Origin of the sequence: Leptolyngbya sp. NIES-2104, assembly GCF_001485215.1 — a bacterium.
Taxonomy (GTDB): Bacteria; Cyanobacteriota; Cyanobacteriia; order Leptolyngbyales; family Leptolyngbyaceae; genus Leptolyngbya.
On sequence record NZ_BBWW01000001.1, the window covers coordinates 1,324,107 to 1,340,357 of the forward strand.

12 protein-coding genes are annotated in these 16,251 nt (G+C 47.0%); 7 read left to right on the forward strand and 5 right to left on the reverse strand.

Annotated features, from left to right (window positions below; genetic code table 11):
• Positions 1–508: 508 nt before the first annotated feature.
• Entirely contained in the window at positions 509–2,605 is a 2,097-nt protein-coding gene (locus NIES2104_RS06045; RefSeq protein ID WP_072218033.1) for a TonB-dependent siderophore receptor, read from the reverse strand.
• A 535-nt stretch (positions 2,606–3,140) separates the two neighbouring features.
• On the opposite strand from NIES2104_RS06045, the gene NIES2104_RS32635 reads away from it, so the two are divergent.
• The 5 genes from NIES2104_RS32635 to NIES2104_RS06070 all read left to right on the forward strand — a co-directional run bounded on the left by NIES2104_RS32635 (position 3,141) and on the right by NIES2104_RS06070 (position 8,664).
• Positions 3,141–5,201, forward strand: a complete 2,061-nt coding sequence (locus NIES2104_RS32635) for a PAS domain S-box protein (RefSeq protein ID WP_058996711.1) — start codon at positions 3,141–3,143, stop codon at positions 5,199–5,201.
• Positions 5,202–5,346: 145 nt separating this feature from the next.
• Positions 5,347–5,775 carry a response regulator gene (locus NIES2104_RS06055; protein ID WP_058996713.1) on the forward strand — a complete coding sequence of 143 codons (429 nt, stop codon included), beginning with the start codon at positions 5,347–5,349 and terminating at the stop codon, positions 5,773–5,775.
• A gap of 135 nt (positions 5,776–5,910) precedes the next feature.
• Positions 5,911–6,735, forward strand: coding sequence for a DUF2382 domain-containing protein (locus tag NIES2104_RS06060; protein ID WP_058996715.1), 825 nt, complete (start codon positions 5,911–5,913; stop codon positions 6,733–6,735).
• Between the two features lie 115 nt (positions 6,736–6,850).
• Positions 6,851–7,756 (forward strand): CAAD domain-containing protein, encoded by a 906-nt coding sequence (locus NIES2104_RS06065; protein WP_058996717.1) that lies wholly within the window; start codon positions 6,851–6,853, stop codon positions 7,754–7,756.
• A gap of 122 nt (positions 7,757–7,878) precedes the next feature.
• The gene (locus NIES2104_RS06070) at positions 7,879–8,664 is read left to right on the forward strand and encodes an SDR family oxidoreductase (protein WP_058996719.1); all 786 of its coding nucleotides are present in this window, start codon (positions 7,879–7,881) and stop codon (positions 8,662–8,664) included.
• A gap of 42 nt (positions 8,665–8,706) precedes the next feature.
• Here the strand turns inward: NIES2104_RS06070 and NIES2104_RS06075 are convergent, their stop codons facing one another.
• Positions 8,707–9,213, reverse strand: a complete 507-nt coding sequence (locus NIES2104_RS06075) for a winged helix-turn-helix transcriptional regulator (protein WP_072218034.1) — start codon at positions 9,211–9,213, stop codon at positions 8,707–8,709.
• Positions 9,214–9,452: 239 nt separating this feature from the next.
• Here NIES2104_RS06075 and NIES2104_RS06080 point away from each other — a divergent pair, with 239 nt between their 5' ends.
• Entirely contained in the window at positions 9,453–10,679 is a 1,227-nt protein-coding gene (locus NIES2104_RS06080) for a trans-acting enoyl reductase family protein (protein ID WP_058996723.1), read from the forward strand.
• A gap of 420 nt (positions 10,680–11,099) precedes the next feature.
• Here the strand turns inward: NIES2104_RS06080 and NIES2104_RS06085 are convergent, their stop codons facing one another.
• Positions 11,100–11,342: a hypothetical protein gene (locus NIES2104_RS06085; protein WP_058996724.1), complete on the reverse strand. Its 243-nt coding sequence runs from the start codon at positions 11,340–11,342 to the stop codon at positions 11,100–11,102.
• 161 nt (positions 11,343–11,503) lie between these two features.
• Positions 11,504–13,387, reverse strand: a complete 1,884-nt coding sequence (ftsH4, locus tag NIES2104_RS06090) for an ATP-dependent zinc metalloprotease FtsH4 (RefSeq protein WP_058996726.1) — start codon at positions 13,385–13,387, stop codon at positions 11,504–11,506.
• 442 nt (positions 13,388–13,829) lie between these two features.
• On the opposite strand from ftsH4, the gene NIES2104_RS06095 reads away from it, so the two are divergent.
• Positions 13,830–14,684 carry a fatty acid desaturase gene (locus NIES2104_RS06095; RefSeq protein WP_058996728.1) on the forward strand — a complete coding sequence of 285 codons (855 nt, stop codon included), beginning with the start codon at positions 13,830–13,832 and terminating at the stop codon, positions 14,682–14,684.
• Here NIES2104_RS06095 and NIES2104_RS06100 read toward each other — a convergent pair.
• The gene (locus NIES2104_RS06100; RefSeq protein WP_058996731.1) at positions 14,677–16,245 is read right to left on the reverse strand and encodes a S8 family serine peptidase; all 1,569 of its coding nucleotides are present in this window, start codon (positions 16,243–16,245) and stop codon (positions 14,677–14,679) included. The genes NIES2104_RS06095 and NIES2104_RS06100 overlap by 8 nt on opposite strands.
• Positions 16,246–16,251 lie beyond the last annotated feature (6 nt).

The window sequence follows — 16,251 nt, forward strand, 5'->3', positions numbered from 1 at the left end:
TTCGGGCGGGACGTGGCAAGTCCATTGAAATGGACTAAGAACTTGAAAATAGCTCCTAGTCTACTGAAGTAGACTTTCCACGATTAGCCCGAAATTCATTTCAGGGCGGGAGGCAACCGAAGCGAAGAAACTTTTTATACTTTTCAAACACCCTCTTAGCACTGAGTGAGCCAGAAGCGATCGATAAGTTATATCGTTCTCCGGCGATCGGTTTTCCAGGCGGGTCGTCGTAAAAATCGCCTGAAATCCGGAGTTGAACTCGATCGCTTGGTGCTAGTCTAACCCGGCTGAGTAGATTTGGAAGCCTGTCCCAAATCCCTCTCTGGGGGATTTAGGGGGCTACGAAGATCTGTGACACCTAAAGATCAATTTGGTATAAGTGCTGCCAACTTGTCGAATTTAGCGATCGCTCTTTCTCTTCAAAATGGCTTTCTGCTCCACCGCAAACGATGAAGCTCCACAGCGGCACTTTCTTGATCGAGCAATGGCAGATTCACCACCAGTTAATCTAAAAATCTGAAACAAGACCGAAACGATAAGTCAAACCGGGTTGATAAATGCGATTGACTTTTTCATAACTACGATCGGCAAGATTTTCAAGGAATACAGTCAACCCTAGCCCACGAGTGACCGGAATTCGTAAACCCAGATCAAAACTGATCCAAGACGGTGAAAACTCACGGGGATTGTCGCCTGCAAGCGTAAATAAAGCGCGTCGTGCCCCACTAAAGTAGCTGGCAAATAGATTAACCTCCCACCCATTTGAGGCGTAACCAATGCCGAATCGGGCAACTGAAAACGGAATCGTACTCAATTGCAATCCTCGTTCTGCACCGCTGCCAATCTTGGCATCTGTGTAGGTGTAGTTGACAAAGGTTGACCACTGTGGCGCAAGCTGCCAACGTAGTGCTGCTTCGATGCCGTTCGTATTGACGAGTCCAATATTTGCCCATTGTCCTGATTGAACAGAGATACGATCGTTTAACCGACTGCCAAAGTAAGTAAACTGTGCTGCAAAGCTTCTCGATAGTTGCAGATCAAATCCAGCCGTCCAAGACGATCCAGTTTCAGGATTGAGATCAGGATTTGGCAACCAATTGTGAACCGTATCAAAAGCGTAGAGTTGATCAAGTCCAGGATTGCGATGCACAGACACCCAACTTCCTCTGAGTGCAAGATTGGGCGACAGTGCCCAACGCGCTCCCACACTGGGATTGAGATAGCTACCAAATTCGCTGGTAAAGTTCTGCCGCAGACCAAATTCTGCTTGAAAGGTATTGGTAATCTGCCAAGTATTTAACGCAAACAAAGCCGCTTGAAAGCGATCGCGATCAAACTCTCCATTAAATCGAGCCAAACGAGGCAACGTACTAAATGCTTCTCCATCGAGCAGCGAATTTTGTAAATCAACGCCCCACCGCAGAGTATTCGTTTTGCTCGTTTGCCAATTGTGTTCAACTCTGGCATTCAAGCCGCGAGAATTCAGAACCCCTCGACGAAAGAATGTTGCTTGTGTCGGTCCGTAAGTGCTGAAATAGTCTTGGTTAAACGATAGCGTTGTATTCAGCGTTGAATCGTCTCCACTTCCTAGCGCTGCTTTCCAAGTCAAGCCGACGTTCACCGTATCGTGATCTAAGCGATCGCGCTGTAGTGGAAATCCGAAGTACAACAAGCCGCGCCGACTTGTGACTGTTGAAACATCTAGGCTTAGCGAATTACGATCGTTAAGATCAAAACTCAGATTGCCATAGTAATTATCTTGAGTCGAATCGCCGTTGAACAATCGCCCGTCTGAACCTCGATTGGCGGCTCCAACCGGGACGCGGTAATTATTGTCTGCTTTAAATCGTTGATAACTAAACAGATAATCCACGGCTCCAAGCGAACCAGAATAGCTGCCCCGGTAGTTCGAGGAACTAAATGATCCCACCTGAGCAAAACCATTAAATTGTGGAAGACCACTCCCTTTTTTCGTCACGACGTTGACAACGCCCCCGATCGCTTCAGAGCCGTAGAGTGTTGCAGCCGTTCCGCTAGAGAGTTCAACGCGCTCGATCGCGCCTGTCGGAATTGAGTTTAAATCAGTCCCACCGTGATAGGTATTGACGTTTGAGCCAATCGATCGACCATTGAGCAAAAACACCGATTGATTGATCGAAGCGCCCCGATAAAAGGTTCCAGTGTGAATATCTGCACCAAAGCCAGCATCATTGATGGCAAATCCAGGCAACCCGCGAAGAATCTCTGCGAGACTATCAGCACTCTCACGCCGGATCTCATCGGCATCGATCGTATAAACCGGGGTTGAGGATGGCTTCTGAAGCTTTTCAACCCCGATAATTTCTTCTTCCTCTTCTTCCGGCGCTGAGGATGGATTCAAGTCTTGTTCTGCGATTTCTACAGCATCTTGCTCTACTACGATCGCTGATGGCTCGGATTGAAGCAGTCGAGCATCAGACAGAGGCACTTGAAACTCTCGAAGATTAGAGAGTGTTGGTTGCTGCTGTGAGGGTGCAGGTACTTCCACACCATGGCTTGACTCGGTTAATACACAGACCCATGCTGCACTGGAAACCAGTACAACGCCGAAAAAACAAAATTTCATCAGTTTGGTGTTTTTATGACTGTTCAGGCTTGTAGCCTGAGTGCTTTTACACAACTGTTTGTATAAAGGTTTAGCAGGTCTAATGTCAAACGACAAAGCGTCATAGATCATCGCTTCAATGACAAAGCAGCAGGATAACTACCGCAGTGAGAACGGTACCAGTTCACCAAGTTAAATCTGATGGAAAGGTGGGGAGTGGGGAGGTGGGGAGCAATCTGAATGAGGACTCTCCCTACTCCCTACTCCCTACCCCTGAAAATCAATGCTCTTGACTAGTACCACCTTGCTGGATCAGCTTATTATTTTTTCTTCGTCGCGATCGCCATTTTCACGCCGTCAATCTTCCGCATCTCATTCATCACTGCCACAATTTCACCATATTGATACTTTTATCTATCAGGAGGCGTAGAAATGTTAGGTCTTCAGACTGAAGCCTTTTTGCCATGACATCTTTTAACCTAGACAAAGTTTTATTTTGTAAACAAGCGATTCTATCGGCTTGTGATGTGCCCAACATTAACACTCTGCTTAGTCAATGTCTGACGAATTCAAGACCAAAGCGCAATTAATCGCAGAAAATACTGCACTCCGTCAGCGCATTAAACAATTAGAAACCGTTCAAACTCAGTTTCAGCAAATTCAGCAAGCCTTACAGGACAATCAAGCTCTGTTTCGACGGGTGATTGACTCTAGCATCATTGGCATTAAATTTTGGGATGTCAGCGGTCAAATTTACGAAGCAAATGAAACATATTTGCGAATGATCGGCTACAGTCGCGAAGAATTACAAGCGGGCGTTGTGCGTTGGGATGATCTTACACCACCGGAGCAGCTTCATCTTAACGATCGTGCTTTAGCAGAAATGCGACAGTCTAGAGTCTTCACCCCCTTTGAGAAAGAATATATTCTCAAAGACGGCAGCCGTTTACCGATTTTAGTAGGAGGTGCTTTTCTCGAAGGATCACAAGAACAAGGAGTCTGTTTTATTCTCGACATCAGCAAGCGTAAAAAAGCCGAAGAACAACTTCGATTGTTTGAATCAGCAGTCGTGAACGCAAACGATGTCATTATTGTTACCGAAGCAGAACCCTTTGATTTGCCTGGTCCACGCATTCTTTATGCAAATCGTGCGTTTACTCGCATGACTGGCTACACGCTCGAAGAAGTCATCGGAAAAACACCCCGCATTCTACAAGGACCGAACACCGATCGCGCCATTCTCGATCGCATTCGCACCGCACTAAAACAATGGCAATCGGTCGAAGTGGAAGTCCTCAACTATCGTAAAGATGGCTCCGAGTTCTGGGCAGAGTTAAGCATTGTCCCGATCGCGAACGAAACAGGCTGGTATACTCACTGGATCGCGATTCAGCGCGAAATCTCCGATCGCAAACAGGCAGAAACCGAACGAGCAGAGCTTTTAGCACGTGAACAATCCGCCCGCAGCGATGCCGAACGCGCCAATCGGCTCAAAGATGAATTCTTAGCCACACTCTCCCATGAACTCCGCACACCGCTAAATGCAATCATTGGTTTTAGTCAAATGTTGCGCTTAAGAAAGCTGAGCGAAACTGAATCGATGCAACTAATCGAAACGATCGAGCGCAATGCGCGATCGCAGGCACAACTGATCGAAGATTTGCTCGATGTTTCTCGTATTATTACCGGAAAGCTTCAACTCGAATTACAGCCTGTGGAACTGGTGCCTGTGATCGAAGCGGCGATCGATACAGTTCGTCCGACTGCACAAGCGAAATCAATTCAACTGCAAGCGGTCCTCGACCCAACCACCGGAGCGGCGTTAGGGGATGCCACTCGTTTACAGCAAATTGTGTGGAATCTGCTTTCAAATGCGGTCAAATTTACGCCGAAACACGGGCGCGTTCAGGTGCGATTAGAACGAGTGCGATCGCATCTTGAAATCATCGTGACCGACAGCGGCAAAGGCATTAGTGCCGAATATTTGCCCTATATTTTTGAGCGGTTTCATCAAGCCGATAGCAGCACGACTCGAACTTATGGAGGATTGGGATTAGGACTTGCGATCGTGCGGCACTTAGTAGAATTACACGGCGGCTCTGTTCGGGCTGCCAGTTTAGGTGAGGGACAAGGAGCAACTTTCACGGTTCAATTACCGCTACCCGCCGTACAAATGCCCCAAGCTAACCAATCTCCATCAATCATGCAGATCAATCAAATCGTAGATAATCCATCCGCCCTACAAGGGTTGCAAATCCTCGTTGTCGATGATGAAGCCGATGCACGTCAATTATTAACGATGCTGCTGACTGGATGTGGCGCGATCGTGCAAACTGCCGCTTCTGCAACTGAAGCCTTACAAATGTTGAGCGTAGATCAGCCAGATGTTTTAGTTTCTGATATTGGTATGGCAGAACAAGACGGCTATCAGCTGCTGCAACAAGTCCGGGCACAAGGGTATCGTTTACCTGCGATCGCGCTCACGGCTTATGCTCGCAGCGAAGATCGAATCAAAGCCTTGACTGCTGGATTTCAAATGCACGTTCCTAAGCCTGTTGAACTTGCCGAGCTAGTCATGGTGATTCGCTATGTCACTGGGCGAACAGCCGAAAATTGATCTTTAGAATCTTCTTGCAAGGTAAATTCAGGGTTACAAAAGTTAATAGAAGCAAATCTAACTTTAGATAGGGTAGTCTTTCTTAAGGATGACTTTATAGTTTGAAACGTAGAACGTTCTATCTGTCGAAAAGTAGAGAAGCTGTATGTCTGAGCCAAGCTCACTTTTGAAAGGTTTGCAGGTGTTGGTTGTCGATGATCGCGTCGATGACTGCTCACTCATTACGCTGCTACTCGAAGCGTATCAAGTGCAAGTCGAAACGGTTTATTCTGTGCAGGAAGCTTTAGACTACATTCGCAACTCTCCGATCGATGCCCTAATCAGTGATATTGCGATGCCCGGTGAAGATGGGTACTCATTACTTCGCCGTGTCCGGCAGCTACACCCGAATCAAGGCGGACGGATGCCCGCGATCGCAGTCACTGCACTGGGAACCGAAGAAGCCTATAAACAAGCGCTCGTTGCTGGGTTTCAAGCAGTTCTATCCAAACCCATCAAGTTCGATGAACTGACAACACTTTTGGCGGGTCTAACTTGTAGCATTGTTGGGCTAGACACACTATCTCTACCTTAATTTCGACTTCAACCACACGAATAAAGGTATTCCTCTCAATCCAACATCCCCTTTCATTTGGAAGATGAAGCGACCTTGAACGAACCCTATTCTAAAGTAGAAACACATTTTTTACTTTACTTGGGTTAATTCAATATGGCACTTCATAAGATTAAAGACTTTGATCCAGACTATCGTGATTATTCAGGTGGAGATGATATTGTTGGGTTTGATCTCTACTCTAGTGACGGCAAAATTGGCTCAGTCGATGATGTGTTAGTCGATGACCAAGGCGAATTTCGCTATCTCGTGATTCATACCGGAGCGTGGATTCTCGGTAAACAAGTCCTGCTCCCGATCGGCAATGCGCGAATTGAATTCAAAGACCGCCGCGTTTACGCGAAGAATCTGACTAAAGCTCAAGTGGAACGCTTACCTGAGTACGACGAAAACAAGATCGTAGACTATGATCACGAAGAGCAAGTCCGCGGTGTTTATCGTCCTGCTGCAACGACCACAGCTTACGATCGCAATTCTTACGGGTACGATCGCGATCCTGATTTGTATAATCTCAATGATACTGATCACCAAAGCTTAAGACTGTATCAAGAGCGGTTAGTTGCCAGCAAGACTCGCCGCAAATCAGGCGAAGTCACGGTTGGTAAACACGTTGAAACTGAGACTGCACGAGTTTCTGTGCCAATCGAGAAAGAGCGGATTGTAATCGAGCGAACTCCTGGAACGGGTCAAACGGTTGTTCCGGGTGCTAAGGACTTTGTAGAAGGCGAGGTCGCTCGGATGGAAGTCTACGAAGAAGTGCCCGATGTCCACAAAGAAGCTTTTGTGCGGGAAGAAATTCGCGTGACGAAAGTGGTTGAGCAAGAAACCGTCACCGCAGAAGAGCAAGTTCGCCGTGAAGAACTCGATCTGAATGTCGATGGCAATCCGACGATCGATAAAGGCGTAAATACCAAACGCTAACGCTTAAATCAGGATTGACAGGTAGAGCATTCAGGGCTTTACCCGTCATTTTAAATCCTTGCCTGTATGAAAAACTGCTTTTTTACCTGTTTTCAAAATTTAAGGTACAACGATTATGACTACAGAATTTTCAACCAATTCCGCGACTCAGCTTTCTCAAACTGACGAACAAATCGTAGAAGAAGTGATGGCTGAGTTAGCTGCAAATCCGCCTGCACTCACCGCAGAGCAGCAAATCGAGGCGCAGCGCCGACTCGCATGGGAACGCGATCAAGCGAAGATTGCAGACTTCTTTAACGACCCGTTCAAATACGTTGCAGACTTTTGGCAGCAGTACAAGCCACTTGTGATCACTTTGCTGGTTGTTGGAGCAGCAATTTTTGCTGTCAAAGTAGTTTTGAGTTTGATTCATTTTGTCACCAATCTGCCTTTGATTAGCCCACTTCTTCAATTGATTGGATTGGCTTACACGGCTTGGTTTGTTTCTCGCTATCTGCTCAAGGCGGAAACTCGCAAAGAGCTTTCTGCAAAGGTGGATGAAATCAAGCAAGGCATTATTGGAACGACCGAAGAGATTGTTGGAGACACCAGCATTGACGTGAAAAAGAGTGTGATGATTCAGAAGTCGCCTGAAGAGCTTTACCAATTCTGGCGCAACTTCGAGAATCTTCCTCGCTTTATGCGTCACCTGGAGGCGGTCAAAGTTTTAGATGAGACGCGATCGCATTGGGTTGCGAGAGCACCACTCGGTACTACCGTCGAATGGGATGCTGAGATTATCGATGAGAAGGAAAACCAATCGATCGTCTGGAAATCTCTAGAAGGGGCGGAAGTTGATAGTACTGGTTCAGTTGCATTCAGCAGCGCCAATGGAAGCGGTACTGAAGTCAAAGTAACGATGAAGTACAACCCGCCCGCTGGTATTGCCGGCGCAGCGGTTGCGAACTTGTTCGGTGAAAGTCCGCAGCAGCAGCTTGATGAAGATTTGAATCGATTCAAGCAAGTCATGGAAGCAATGTAGTTTTAACTTAAGAATGTGAAGCCTCTTGTACGAGAGGCTTTTTTCTGTTTTCACTCCAGAGAAGGTTGTAAGTGAAGTGTACTGCTCCTTACACTGTGCTGAATCTTTATCTCTTCAATTGAATGACAACGGCATTAATCACCGGAGCTTCCGCAGGAATTGGAGCGGCTTTTGCTCAAGAGCTTGCATCTCGTGGCATGAATTTAGTTTTAGTGGCTCGCTCTCAGAATAAGTTAGAAGACTTGGCTAGATCGTTACGATCGCAGTATCGCGTCAAAGTTGATGTGATTGCTCAAGATCTAACGGCTTCTAATGCAGCCACAACGATTTTTGAAACCACACAGGCAAAGAACTGCACGATCGATCTATTAATCAACAATGCAGGAACCGGAGACTATGGTGATTTTGCAGAACGCGATCGAGCGTTTCAACTTCAAATCATTCAACTAAACGTTGCTGCATTCGTCGATTTAACCCATCAGTTTCTACAACCCATGCGGCAACGCCGTTCAGGAAGCATTATCAATCTTGCTTCAGTCGCAGCTTTTCAATCAATGCCGTATTTTTCTATCTATGCCGCGACAAAAGCATTTATCCTAAGCTTTAGTGAGGCATTGTGGGCAGAAAATCGTAGCTATGGAGTTCACGTTCTTGCAGTTTGTCCGGGTTCTGCTGGAAAGCAATTTTTTCAGCAAGCTGGATTTCCGCCAACGCTGGTCGAACTCTCGTCAGTTGTAGAAACATCTGCTGAAGTCGTTGTACGCGATGCCTTGAATGCACTAGAAAAACGGCACTCGATCGTCATTCCTGGCAATCTCGGTAATCAAATTTTAGCAACGCTGCCAAGATTTATTCCTCGCGATTGGGTTGCATCTTTTTGGAAATTAGTTCTTGGAGCGCAACGCTAGCAGTTTAGTCAGAGTTTTTGTCTAGATCAAACAGAATTTTGCTTAGTTTCCTGACCGGGCTTGTTGACGTTTAGAGACTTTGCGATTGCCTAGAAACTGACCTTTGACAATTTCGTATGCTTGCTTGTACATCTGAAAGTCTGATGGTTGATCCTCTTCGGGAATGGTTTGAATGACTTCGTGAAATGCACGAACGACGATATTGAGACCTGCGATCGCGTTTTCGACTGGAACTGGCTGCTTCGTTCCCACCTTACTGAACTTCGTTGCATAGGTCAGCTTATTTTGTGCTGCTAACTTTTCTAATTTGCTTTCATGCACTAAACGAGCAACCTGAGTCAGATCAACTTCGATGATCTGAGCAATTTTTTTAGCAGTTTCTTCGTCGGGAGCGCCCTGCTTGAGACAGAGCCAGCCCAATCCTGCCCGCGAAATTCCAACCTGCCGCGCTAGCTGACTCATATTGGTATGCGGGTTCTTTTCAAGATACCGCAAAATCAACTTTCCAAAGGGTGAACAGCGTTCAGAACGTAACTTTAATGGGTTCATACCAACTTCAATTCAAGGCGTGTAAAACTAAGTTCTAAAACAAACATCTTTCTTGAAAACGAATTAGAAGTTTGATTAAACCTAACAGTACGTATCTATTGTAAAACGATCTTCTGTCGATCGCCAGAAACGGTGGTCTAAAGTTTATTCGCTGACTGTGATCTGATACGATCGCTGAAGCCAAACGAAACGCCAAGCCTTTCGGGGCTATTTGAAGTTCTGCTAGGAGTACTTCTACGATGTCTGAACGTGTTTATGATGTTGTTCTCTACGGTGCAAGCGGATTTGTTGGCAAACAAACAGTGCAGTATTTCGCTAGTCATGCTGTTTCTGAACCCGTCCGTTGGGCGATCGCTGGACGAAATCGCCAGAAGTTAGAAGCCGTTCGAGATGAAATTGGCGTAACCGTGGATGTGTTAGTTGCAGACAGTCAAGCTCAGCAGGCGATTGATGCGATTGTTGCTCAAACTCAGGTCATTCTCACTACGGCTGGACCTTTTGCCCTTTACGGCAATGCCCTCGTCGATGCTTGTGTTCGTTTCAAAACGCATTACGTCGATATCACCGGAGAAACGCCTTGGGTGAGAACGTTAATCGATCGCTACCACGCACAAGCAGCGATCGACGGTACGCGCATCATTCCCTGTTGTGGCTTTGATTCTGTGCCGTCTGATCTGGGTGCTTATCTTGTCGTGCGTCACCTGCAACGAGAATTCAATCTATCCTGCAATCAAGTGAAGGCTTATTTTCAAGCGGCGGGTGGTTTTAATGGAGGAACACTCGCTTCTGCGTTTAATCTCTACACTTCACAAGCGATCGCACAAATGAACGAACCTTTCTTACTCAATCCATCTAGAAATCAGACTCAAGCACAGATCGATCGAAATCGTGACCCACAACTGCCATCGTTTGATCCAGATCTGAAAACTTGGATAGCTCCTTTCTTTATGGGACCTGTCAACACTCGCATTGTTCGCCGCAGTTGCGCCTTGTATGAAGAATGGCAGGAACCTTATGGGACTGGCTTCACGTACCAAGAGTATCTCAAGTTCGATGAACCACTGGCAGGGCTGAAAGCAACAGGGTTAACCGCAGGATTGGGACTGTTTGTAGGAGTGTTACAACAACCTCTACTGCGATCGCTCGTGCAACCCGTCTTGCCGCAGCCCGGAAGTGGACCCTCAGAGCAAACAATGAATGAGGGCTGGTTCTCCTGTGAATTGGTGGGCACTGCATCTGACGGACGGCAGGTACGAGGACTGATTCGAGATCAGGGCGATCCTGGTAATCGAGCAACCGTCAAATTTATCTGTGAAGCTGCTTTAAGCTTGGCACTTCAACCCGATGAGTTACCAGGGGGTGGGGGTGTGGCGAGAGGGGGTATTCTCACGCCAGCGACTGGATTAGGTGATGTTTTAGCCGAACGGTTACGCCATGCCGGAATGGTCATAGATGTGCATTTATAACTTGACAATTTAAGCTTGAAGTCTGATCTTTCCTCAGTTGGTCGCCCGTCAGCAGACATAGGAGAACTACGACCTAAGAGGATGTTTGAAAAGTGTCGTTCATTTCAGGGCGGGAGCGCAACGGAGCGAAGGAACTATTTATACTTTTCAAACACCCTCTAAGGGAGTTGCCTAAAAATAGATGCCAATAATAAATCACTTCGTTCCCAGCACTGCCTCGCCCCGGAATGGAACTCGGGGCTAACCGTGCGAAGTCAGTTGAAACTGACTAAAGAATGTAAACCTAGGCTCTTCAGTCCCCTTCAGTGGACTTCGTTCTGTTAGCCCCGAATTCCATTCCGGGGCGAGTGAACGTAATGAACGATAGGATTTTGTTAGATAGCAGATCCCTAAGCACGATCGATAAGAGCCAAACACTGATTAGTGAGACTGTCCTGCAATTTTTTGCAATAGTGCTTCATCCGAGTAATCATTCTGCCAATCGCCGGATAACTTGAGCCGAACGGACTGCGCCCCGCCGCTCGGTGTACAGACGACCCAGTAGGCATTTTCTTGCCCTTTCACTTGGGCGGCTTCTGAGTGTTGGGTATCGTCAGAGAGTCCAGTGAATGCCTCAACACACGACCAAGTGATGCCGTCTCGATCGCTAACTGTCCGCTCCATTTCCATTCTCCTTTCACCGATGGTTACCATCGTGGCAAGTCGTCGGGCAGAAAGCATCAGCCCTTGAGCAGAGACAAATCAGCGATCGACGATTCTTGACTATGTGCTGCATCCCGACGCTGAACCAGAAATTACAGCGTCGGGCTTCTGCCTATTGGAACTTACACAGCGACTTCGTGAGACACTGGAGTTTGATTTGGAGATTGAACCTCGCCTAACAGATTCCGCAATGTGTCGCCTTCAATCACTTCAGTTTCAAGCAGTTGATTCGCGATCGTTTCTAGCAAGTCTTGATTCAACCGCAGAATTGCTAGGGCATCTTCGTGTGCCGTTTCTACGATTTCCTTGACTTCGATATCGATCGCTTTTGCGGTATCCTCGCTCACCATCCGCCGAGGATTGGACGAATCGCCCAAGAACATCGCTTGTTGTCCTTGCTGATAAGCTAACGGTCCTAATACCTTACTCATACCGTAAGTTGTTACCATGCGTTCAGCAAGATCAGTGGCACGCTGTAAATCGTTCGATGCACCCGTGGTAATGCTGCCGAAAATGACTTCTTCTGCCGATCGCCCGCCTAATAAAGTTGCAATTTGACCTCGCAGTTCGGTTTCATTGAGCAAAAAGCGATCCTCAGTCGGAAGCTGCAACGTATAGCCTAAAGCCGCCATACCGCGAGGCACGATCGAGATTTTTTCAACTTGACCATTTCCCGTTGTTAAGGCTCCGACGAGAGCATGACCGACTTCGTGATATGCCACGATCTTCTTCTCGGTTTCATTGAGCACCCGACTCTTTTTCTCAAGTCCAGCCACGACCCGCTCGATCGCTTCTGCAAAATCCGCTTGAGCGACCGTTAAGCGCTGATTTCGAGCCGCTAATAGTGCAGCTTCATTCACCAAATTCGCAAGATCGGCTCCGGCAAATCCTGGAGTACGAGTTGCGATCGCCTTTAAATTGACATCCTCACCCAGCTTTACTTTCTGAGCGTGAATTCTCAAAATCGCATCCCGACCGGAAAGATCAGGACGATCAACTAACACTTGTCGATCGAATCGACCCGGACGCAAGAGTGCTTGATCTAACACTTCGGGGCGGTTGGTTGCTGCTAATACAATCACGGTGGCATCGGTCGCCGCAAATCCATCCATTTCAGTGAGCAATTGATTCAGCGTTTGTTCGCGTTCATCATTACCACCATACATACCGTTGCTGCTGCGAGATCTCCCGATCGCATCGAGTTCATCGATAAACACAATACAAGGAGCTTGCTTTTTCGCTTGATCAAACAAATCGCGGACTCGTGAAGAACCGACCCCGACAAACAGTTCGACAAATTCAGATCCCGAAATACTAAAGAATGGAACTCCCGCTTCTCCCGCAACCGCTTTCGCCAACAATGTCTTTCCGGTTCCAGGCGGACCTACTAACAATACACCTTTCGGAATCTTTGCGCCGATCGCGGTATAACGGGCTGGAGTCTTGAGAAAATCGACAATCTCGACTAACTCAGTTTTTGCTTCTTCGACTCCGGCAACATCAGCAAACGTAATTTTTTCAGCCTCTCCTTCGACATAGACTTTCGCTTTACTTTTCCCGATCGACAATGCTCCTTGCGGACCGTTTGCGCCTCGTGCTAAAAAGAACTGCCAAATCGCCACAAAAATCAGCGGCGGAATCACCCATCCGAGCAGGCTAGTGAACCAACCGTTTCTCGATGGTGGCGTTGCTGCAAACTCGACTCCTTTTGTTTCTAAAAGTTTAGGTAACTCTAAGTCAAAAATCGGAGTCGTCGAAAACACTTGCCCCGGAGTGCCGTCTTCGGTTTTCAGTTGATATCGAATCTGATTTTGACCGACTGAAACTTGACTCACCTCTCCTTCTTGCACTTGGTGAATAAACAAGCTGTAAGGAACAGCCGGAACCTGAGCACCAAACAGATTTGGCAGAAACAAATTCACAAGCAGGAACGCGCCTGACACTGCTAATAGAATATTTGAGACTAAGCGCGATCGCGGCGGCGTTGGTTTTTCTTTAATTGCCATAGGGGAATCACCAGAATGTTTAATTAACGGTAGAGGTTTAAACTTTAAGTTGCAAGTCAACTAAAGAAAGACTCGATCGCGGGCTGTCATCAAGCGATCGATGACTCCTGTGAAAGGTTGTGTTTGATTTGATGTATAACTTGCGTAGAACTGATACAAATTCTGGTGAACCCTTCAAAAGCCGTAGATGATGCTCTGCATCTCTCCCTAAAAAGGTATAAACGAGATTGAATGTTTTCTGTTGTATTAGAACATATCAACCTTGAGTCAAATCTGCAACTGCAATATTTGCGAAGGTTTCTATTTTTCATCATGCTCAATCCGTCAGCTTTACAGGAGGTGAGGGCATCGTGAAAGGCAACCACTCCAAGGCTGGAATCAGTGATATGCAGCACAATTCAGGCTTTGTTACACCGATACTTCAATACATCTAAGGAAATTTGTGACTGGTCAATCCTTTAGTTCTGCTTCGACAGAACAACCGCTCGTACTAAACTGGACGAATGTGATCTTTTTTAGTACAGTTCATCTCCTCGCGCTCCTTGCACCTTGGTTCTTCTCCTGGTCAGCCTTCGGAGTCATGCTTACACTTCATTGGCTATTCGGCAGCTTGGGCATCTGTTTGGGTTATCACCGTTTATTGACTCATCGTAGTTTCCAAGTTCCGAAGGCACTAGAATATACCTTTGGCTTTCTGGGCGCACTTGCGATGCAGGGAGGTCCGATCTTCTGGGTCGCTGGACATCGACTCCATCACGCTTTTACTGAAGATGTCGAGAAAGATCCTTATTCTGCTCGACGCGGCTTCTGGTGGAGTCACATTCTTTGGATTCTTTATCCGCGTGATCAGTTCTTTTCGACTGATACCTATTATCGATATGCGCCTGACTTAGCTCGCGATCCGTTTTACCTCTGGCTCGATCGCTATTTTCTACTCCTTCAACTGCCGATCGGACTGCTGCTTTATGCGATTGGCGGTTGGTCGTTCGTGGTCTATGGTGTGTTTGTCCGAATTGTATTACTCTGGCATACAACTTGGCTCATCAACTCAGCTACTCATCTGTTTGGCAATCGAACCTTTGACACCGAAGATGGGTCGCGTAATCTCTGGTGGATAGCCCTGCTTGCATTTGGAGAAGGGTGGCACAACAATCATCATGCTTATCCGAATGTGGCAAAAGCAGGCTGGAAATGGTGGCAGATCGATGTGACCTGGTGGGCAATTCAAACACTCAAAACCCTAGGAATCGCTCGAAAAGTCGTCATGCCGCCTGTTCAAGCAGAAAGCATCAAGTAGAAAGTGCGTAATCTAGGCTTGTTTCTGCGATCGCGGCTTGGTTGAAGTCAATCATCGCAAAAGTTTGATTCACAGTAGACAACCGATTCGTTGATCCTGTAATGATCTGTTGCACCTGATCATGCGTGAGATTTGGATTCGCGCTTAGCATCAAGGCTACAACACCCGCCACCGCAGGAGCCGCCATCGATGTACCGCTAGAGAAATCATAGTTGCCTGGAACCGTTGAGTAAATTTCTACTCCTGGTGCAACGACATGCCGAAGCGAACGATCTGATCCGGCTCGATTAGAGAAAGATGCGATCGCGCTATTACGATCGACGGCTCCAACAGACAAGCCCCAGCGCGTGGCATAACTTGCAGGGTTGCTGGGCGCTGACTCAGCTAAATTACCCGCAGCACTGACTGTAATCACGTTTCGAGCAGCCGCATAAGATAATGCACTTGCCAATTCAGCCGAATCTGACCAGCCCAAACTCAGATTAATCACTCGCGCTCCATTGTCAACCGCGTAGCGAATCGCTTGAGCCAAATTTCCCCCATTCGTGAAGCGATTGTTAGACACATCTCCGAGTCTTAATGCCATAATCTGAGCATTCGGCGCAACTCCTGTTACTCCAAACTCATTGTTTAAAGCTGCGATCGTGCCCGCGACGTGAGTTCCGTGACTCTGACCTGGATCAGAAGTTCCAGGCATGACATTGTTGTTGTTTTGTCCTTGTCCGAAGTTCCAGCCATAAAGATCATCTACGTAGCCATTTTGATCATTATCAATACCATCGCTGGCAACTTCGCGACGGTTCACCCAAATGTTATTGGCTAAATCTGGATGTGTAATATCGACTCCAGAATCAATCACAGCAACTGTAATTCCTCGACCTGTGATGTTTCTCGCCCAAACTTCTGGTGCATTGATCATATCGTTTCCCCAGTTTCTACCGCCCAAATTAGGGATATCTGCGAATCGCGATTGCGAGATTGCTTGAGCAACGGCTGCGGCTGCGTCAACCAATCCATAGCCGTATGTGCTGTTGAATGCTCTACTTGTCGGAGGTGTCGGTGTAGTGCTAATCTGTTGAGCTTCAATTTCATAGCTTCCGATCGCATAGAGCGCAAAACTGGTTGCTCGAATCAGATAATCTTTGCCAGCTTCGATCGTGATTGTTAGCTCTGAGTTGCTGGAACTTCCAGTATCGTCGTTGTCAGTGAGAACGGTTCCTGTATTGAAGTCGATTAGCTGAAGGTAAGTATCGAACTCTAATGAGTTCATTTGAATGCGGAACTGTCCACCCGCTGCACTATTGAGACGATAATCATCCTTAAACGTTGCTCCACGGGTTGGATTGAAATCGTCGTAGAAGTCGAGTTGAGCACTGATCGCTGAGAGTGATTGATCCGGTGTTGCTTCCGAGTATCTTTCGAGTGCGGGAACAAAGCGCGATCGACTAATTTGACGGTATGTTTCGCTTGAATCTCTCAATGGATCAAGCGCTGAAAAACTCGAAGTGAGGCGATCTAGTGGTTCTAACCCGATCGATGCAGTCTTGATTTGATTAAACATGGAATT

Bases quoted from the DNA above. Each gene is read 5' to 3' on its own strand.
- NIES2104_RS06045 (WP_072218033.1), bottom strand. From the start codon at position 2,605: ATGAAATTTTGTTTTTTCGGCGTTGTACTGGTTTCCAGTGCAGCATGG.
- NIES2104_RS32635 (WP_058996711.1), top strand. From the start codon at position 3,141: ATGTCTGACGAATTCAAGACCAAAGCGCAATTAATCGCAGAAAATACT.
- NIES2104_RS06055 (WP_058996713.1), top strand. From the start codon at position 5,347: ATGTCTGAGCCAAGCTCACTTTTGAAAGGTTTGCAGGTGTTGGTTGTC.
- NIES2104_RS06060 (WP_058996715.1), top strand. From the start codon at position 5,911: ATGGCACTTCATAAGATTAAAGACTTTGATCCAGACTATCGTGATTAT.
- NIES2104_RS06065 (WP_058996717.1), top strand. From the start codon at position 6,851: ATGACTACAGAATTTTCAACCAATTCCGCGACTCAGCTTTCTCAAACT.
- NIES2104_RS06070 (WP_058996719.1), top strand. From the start codon at position 7,879: ATGACAACGGCATTAATCACCGGAGCTTCCGCAGGAATTGGAGCGGCT.
- NIES2104_RS06075 (WP_072218034.1), bottom strand. From the start codon at position 9,213: ATGAACCCATTAAAGTTACGTTCTGAACGCTGTTCACCCTTTGGAAAG.
- NIES2104_RS06080 (WP_058996723.1), top strand. From the start codon at position 9,453: ATGTCTGAACGTGTTTATGATGTTGTTCTCTACGGTGCAAGCGGATTT.
- NIES2104_RS06085 (WP_058996724.1), bottom strand. From the start codon at position 11,342: ATGGAGCGGACAGTTAGCGATCGAGACGGCATCACTTGGTCGTGTGTT.
- ftsH4 (WP_058996726.1), bottom strand. From the start codon at position 13,387: ATGGCAATTAAAGAAAAACCAACGCCGCCGCGATCGCGCTTAGTCTCA.
- NIES2104_RS06100 (WP_058996731.1), bottom strand. From the start codon at position 16,245: ATGTTTAATCAAATCAAGACTGCATCGATCGGGTTAGAACCACTAGAT.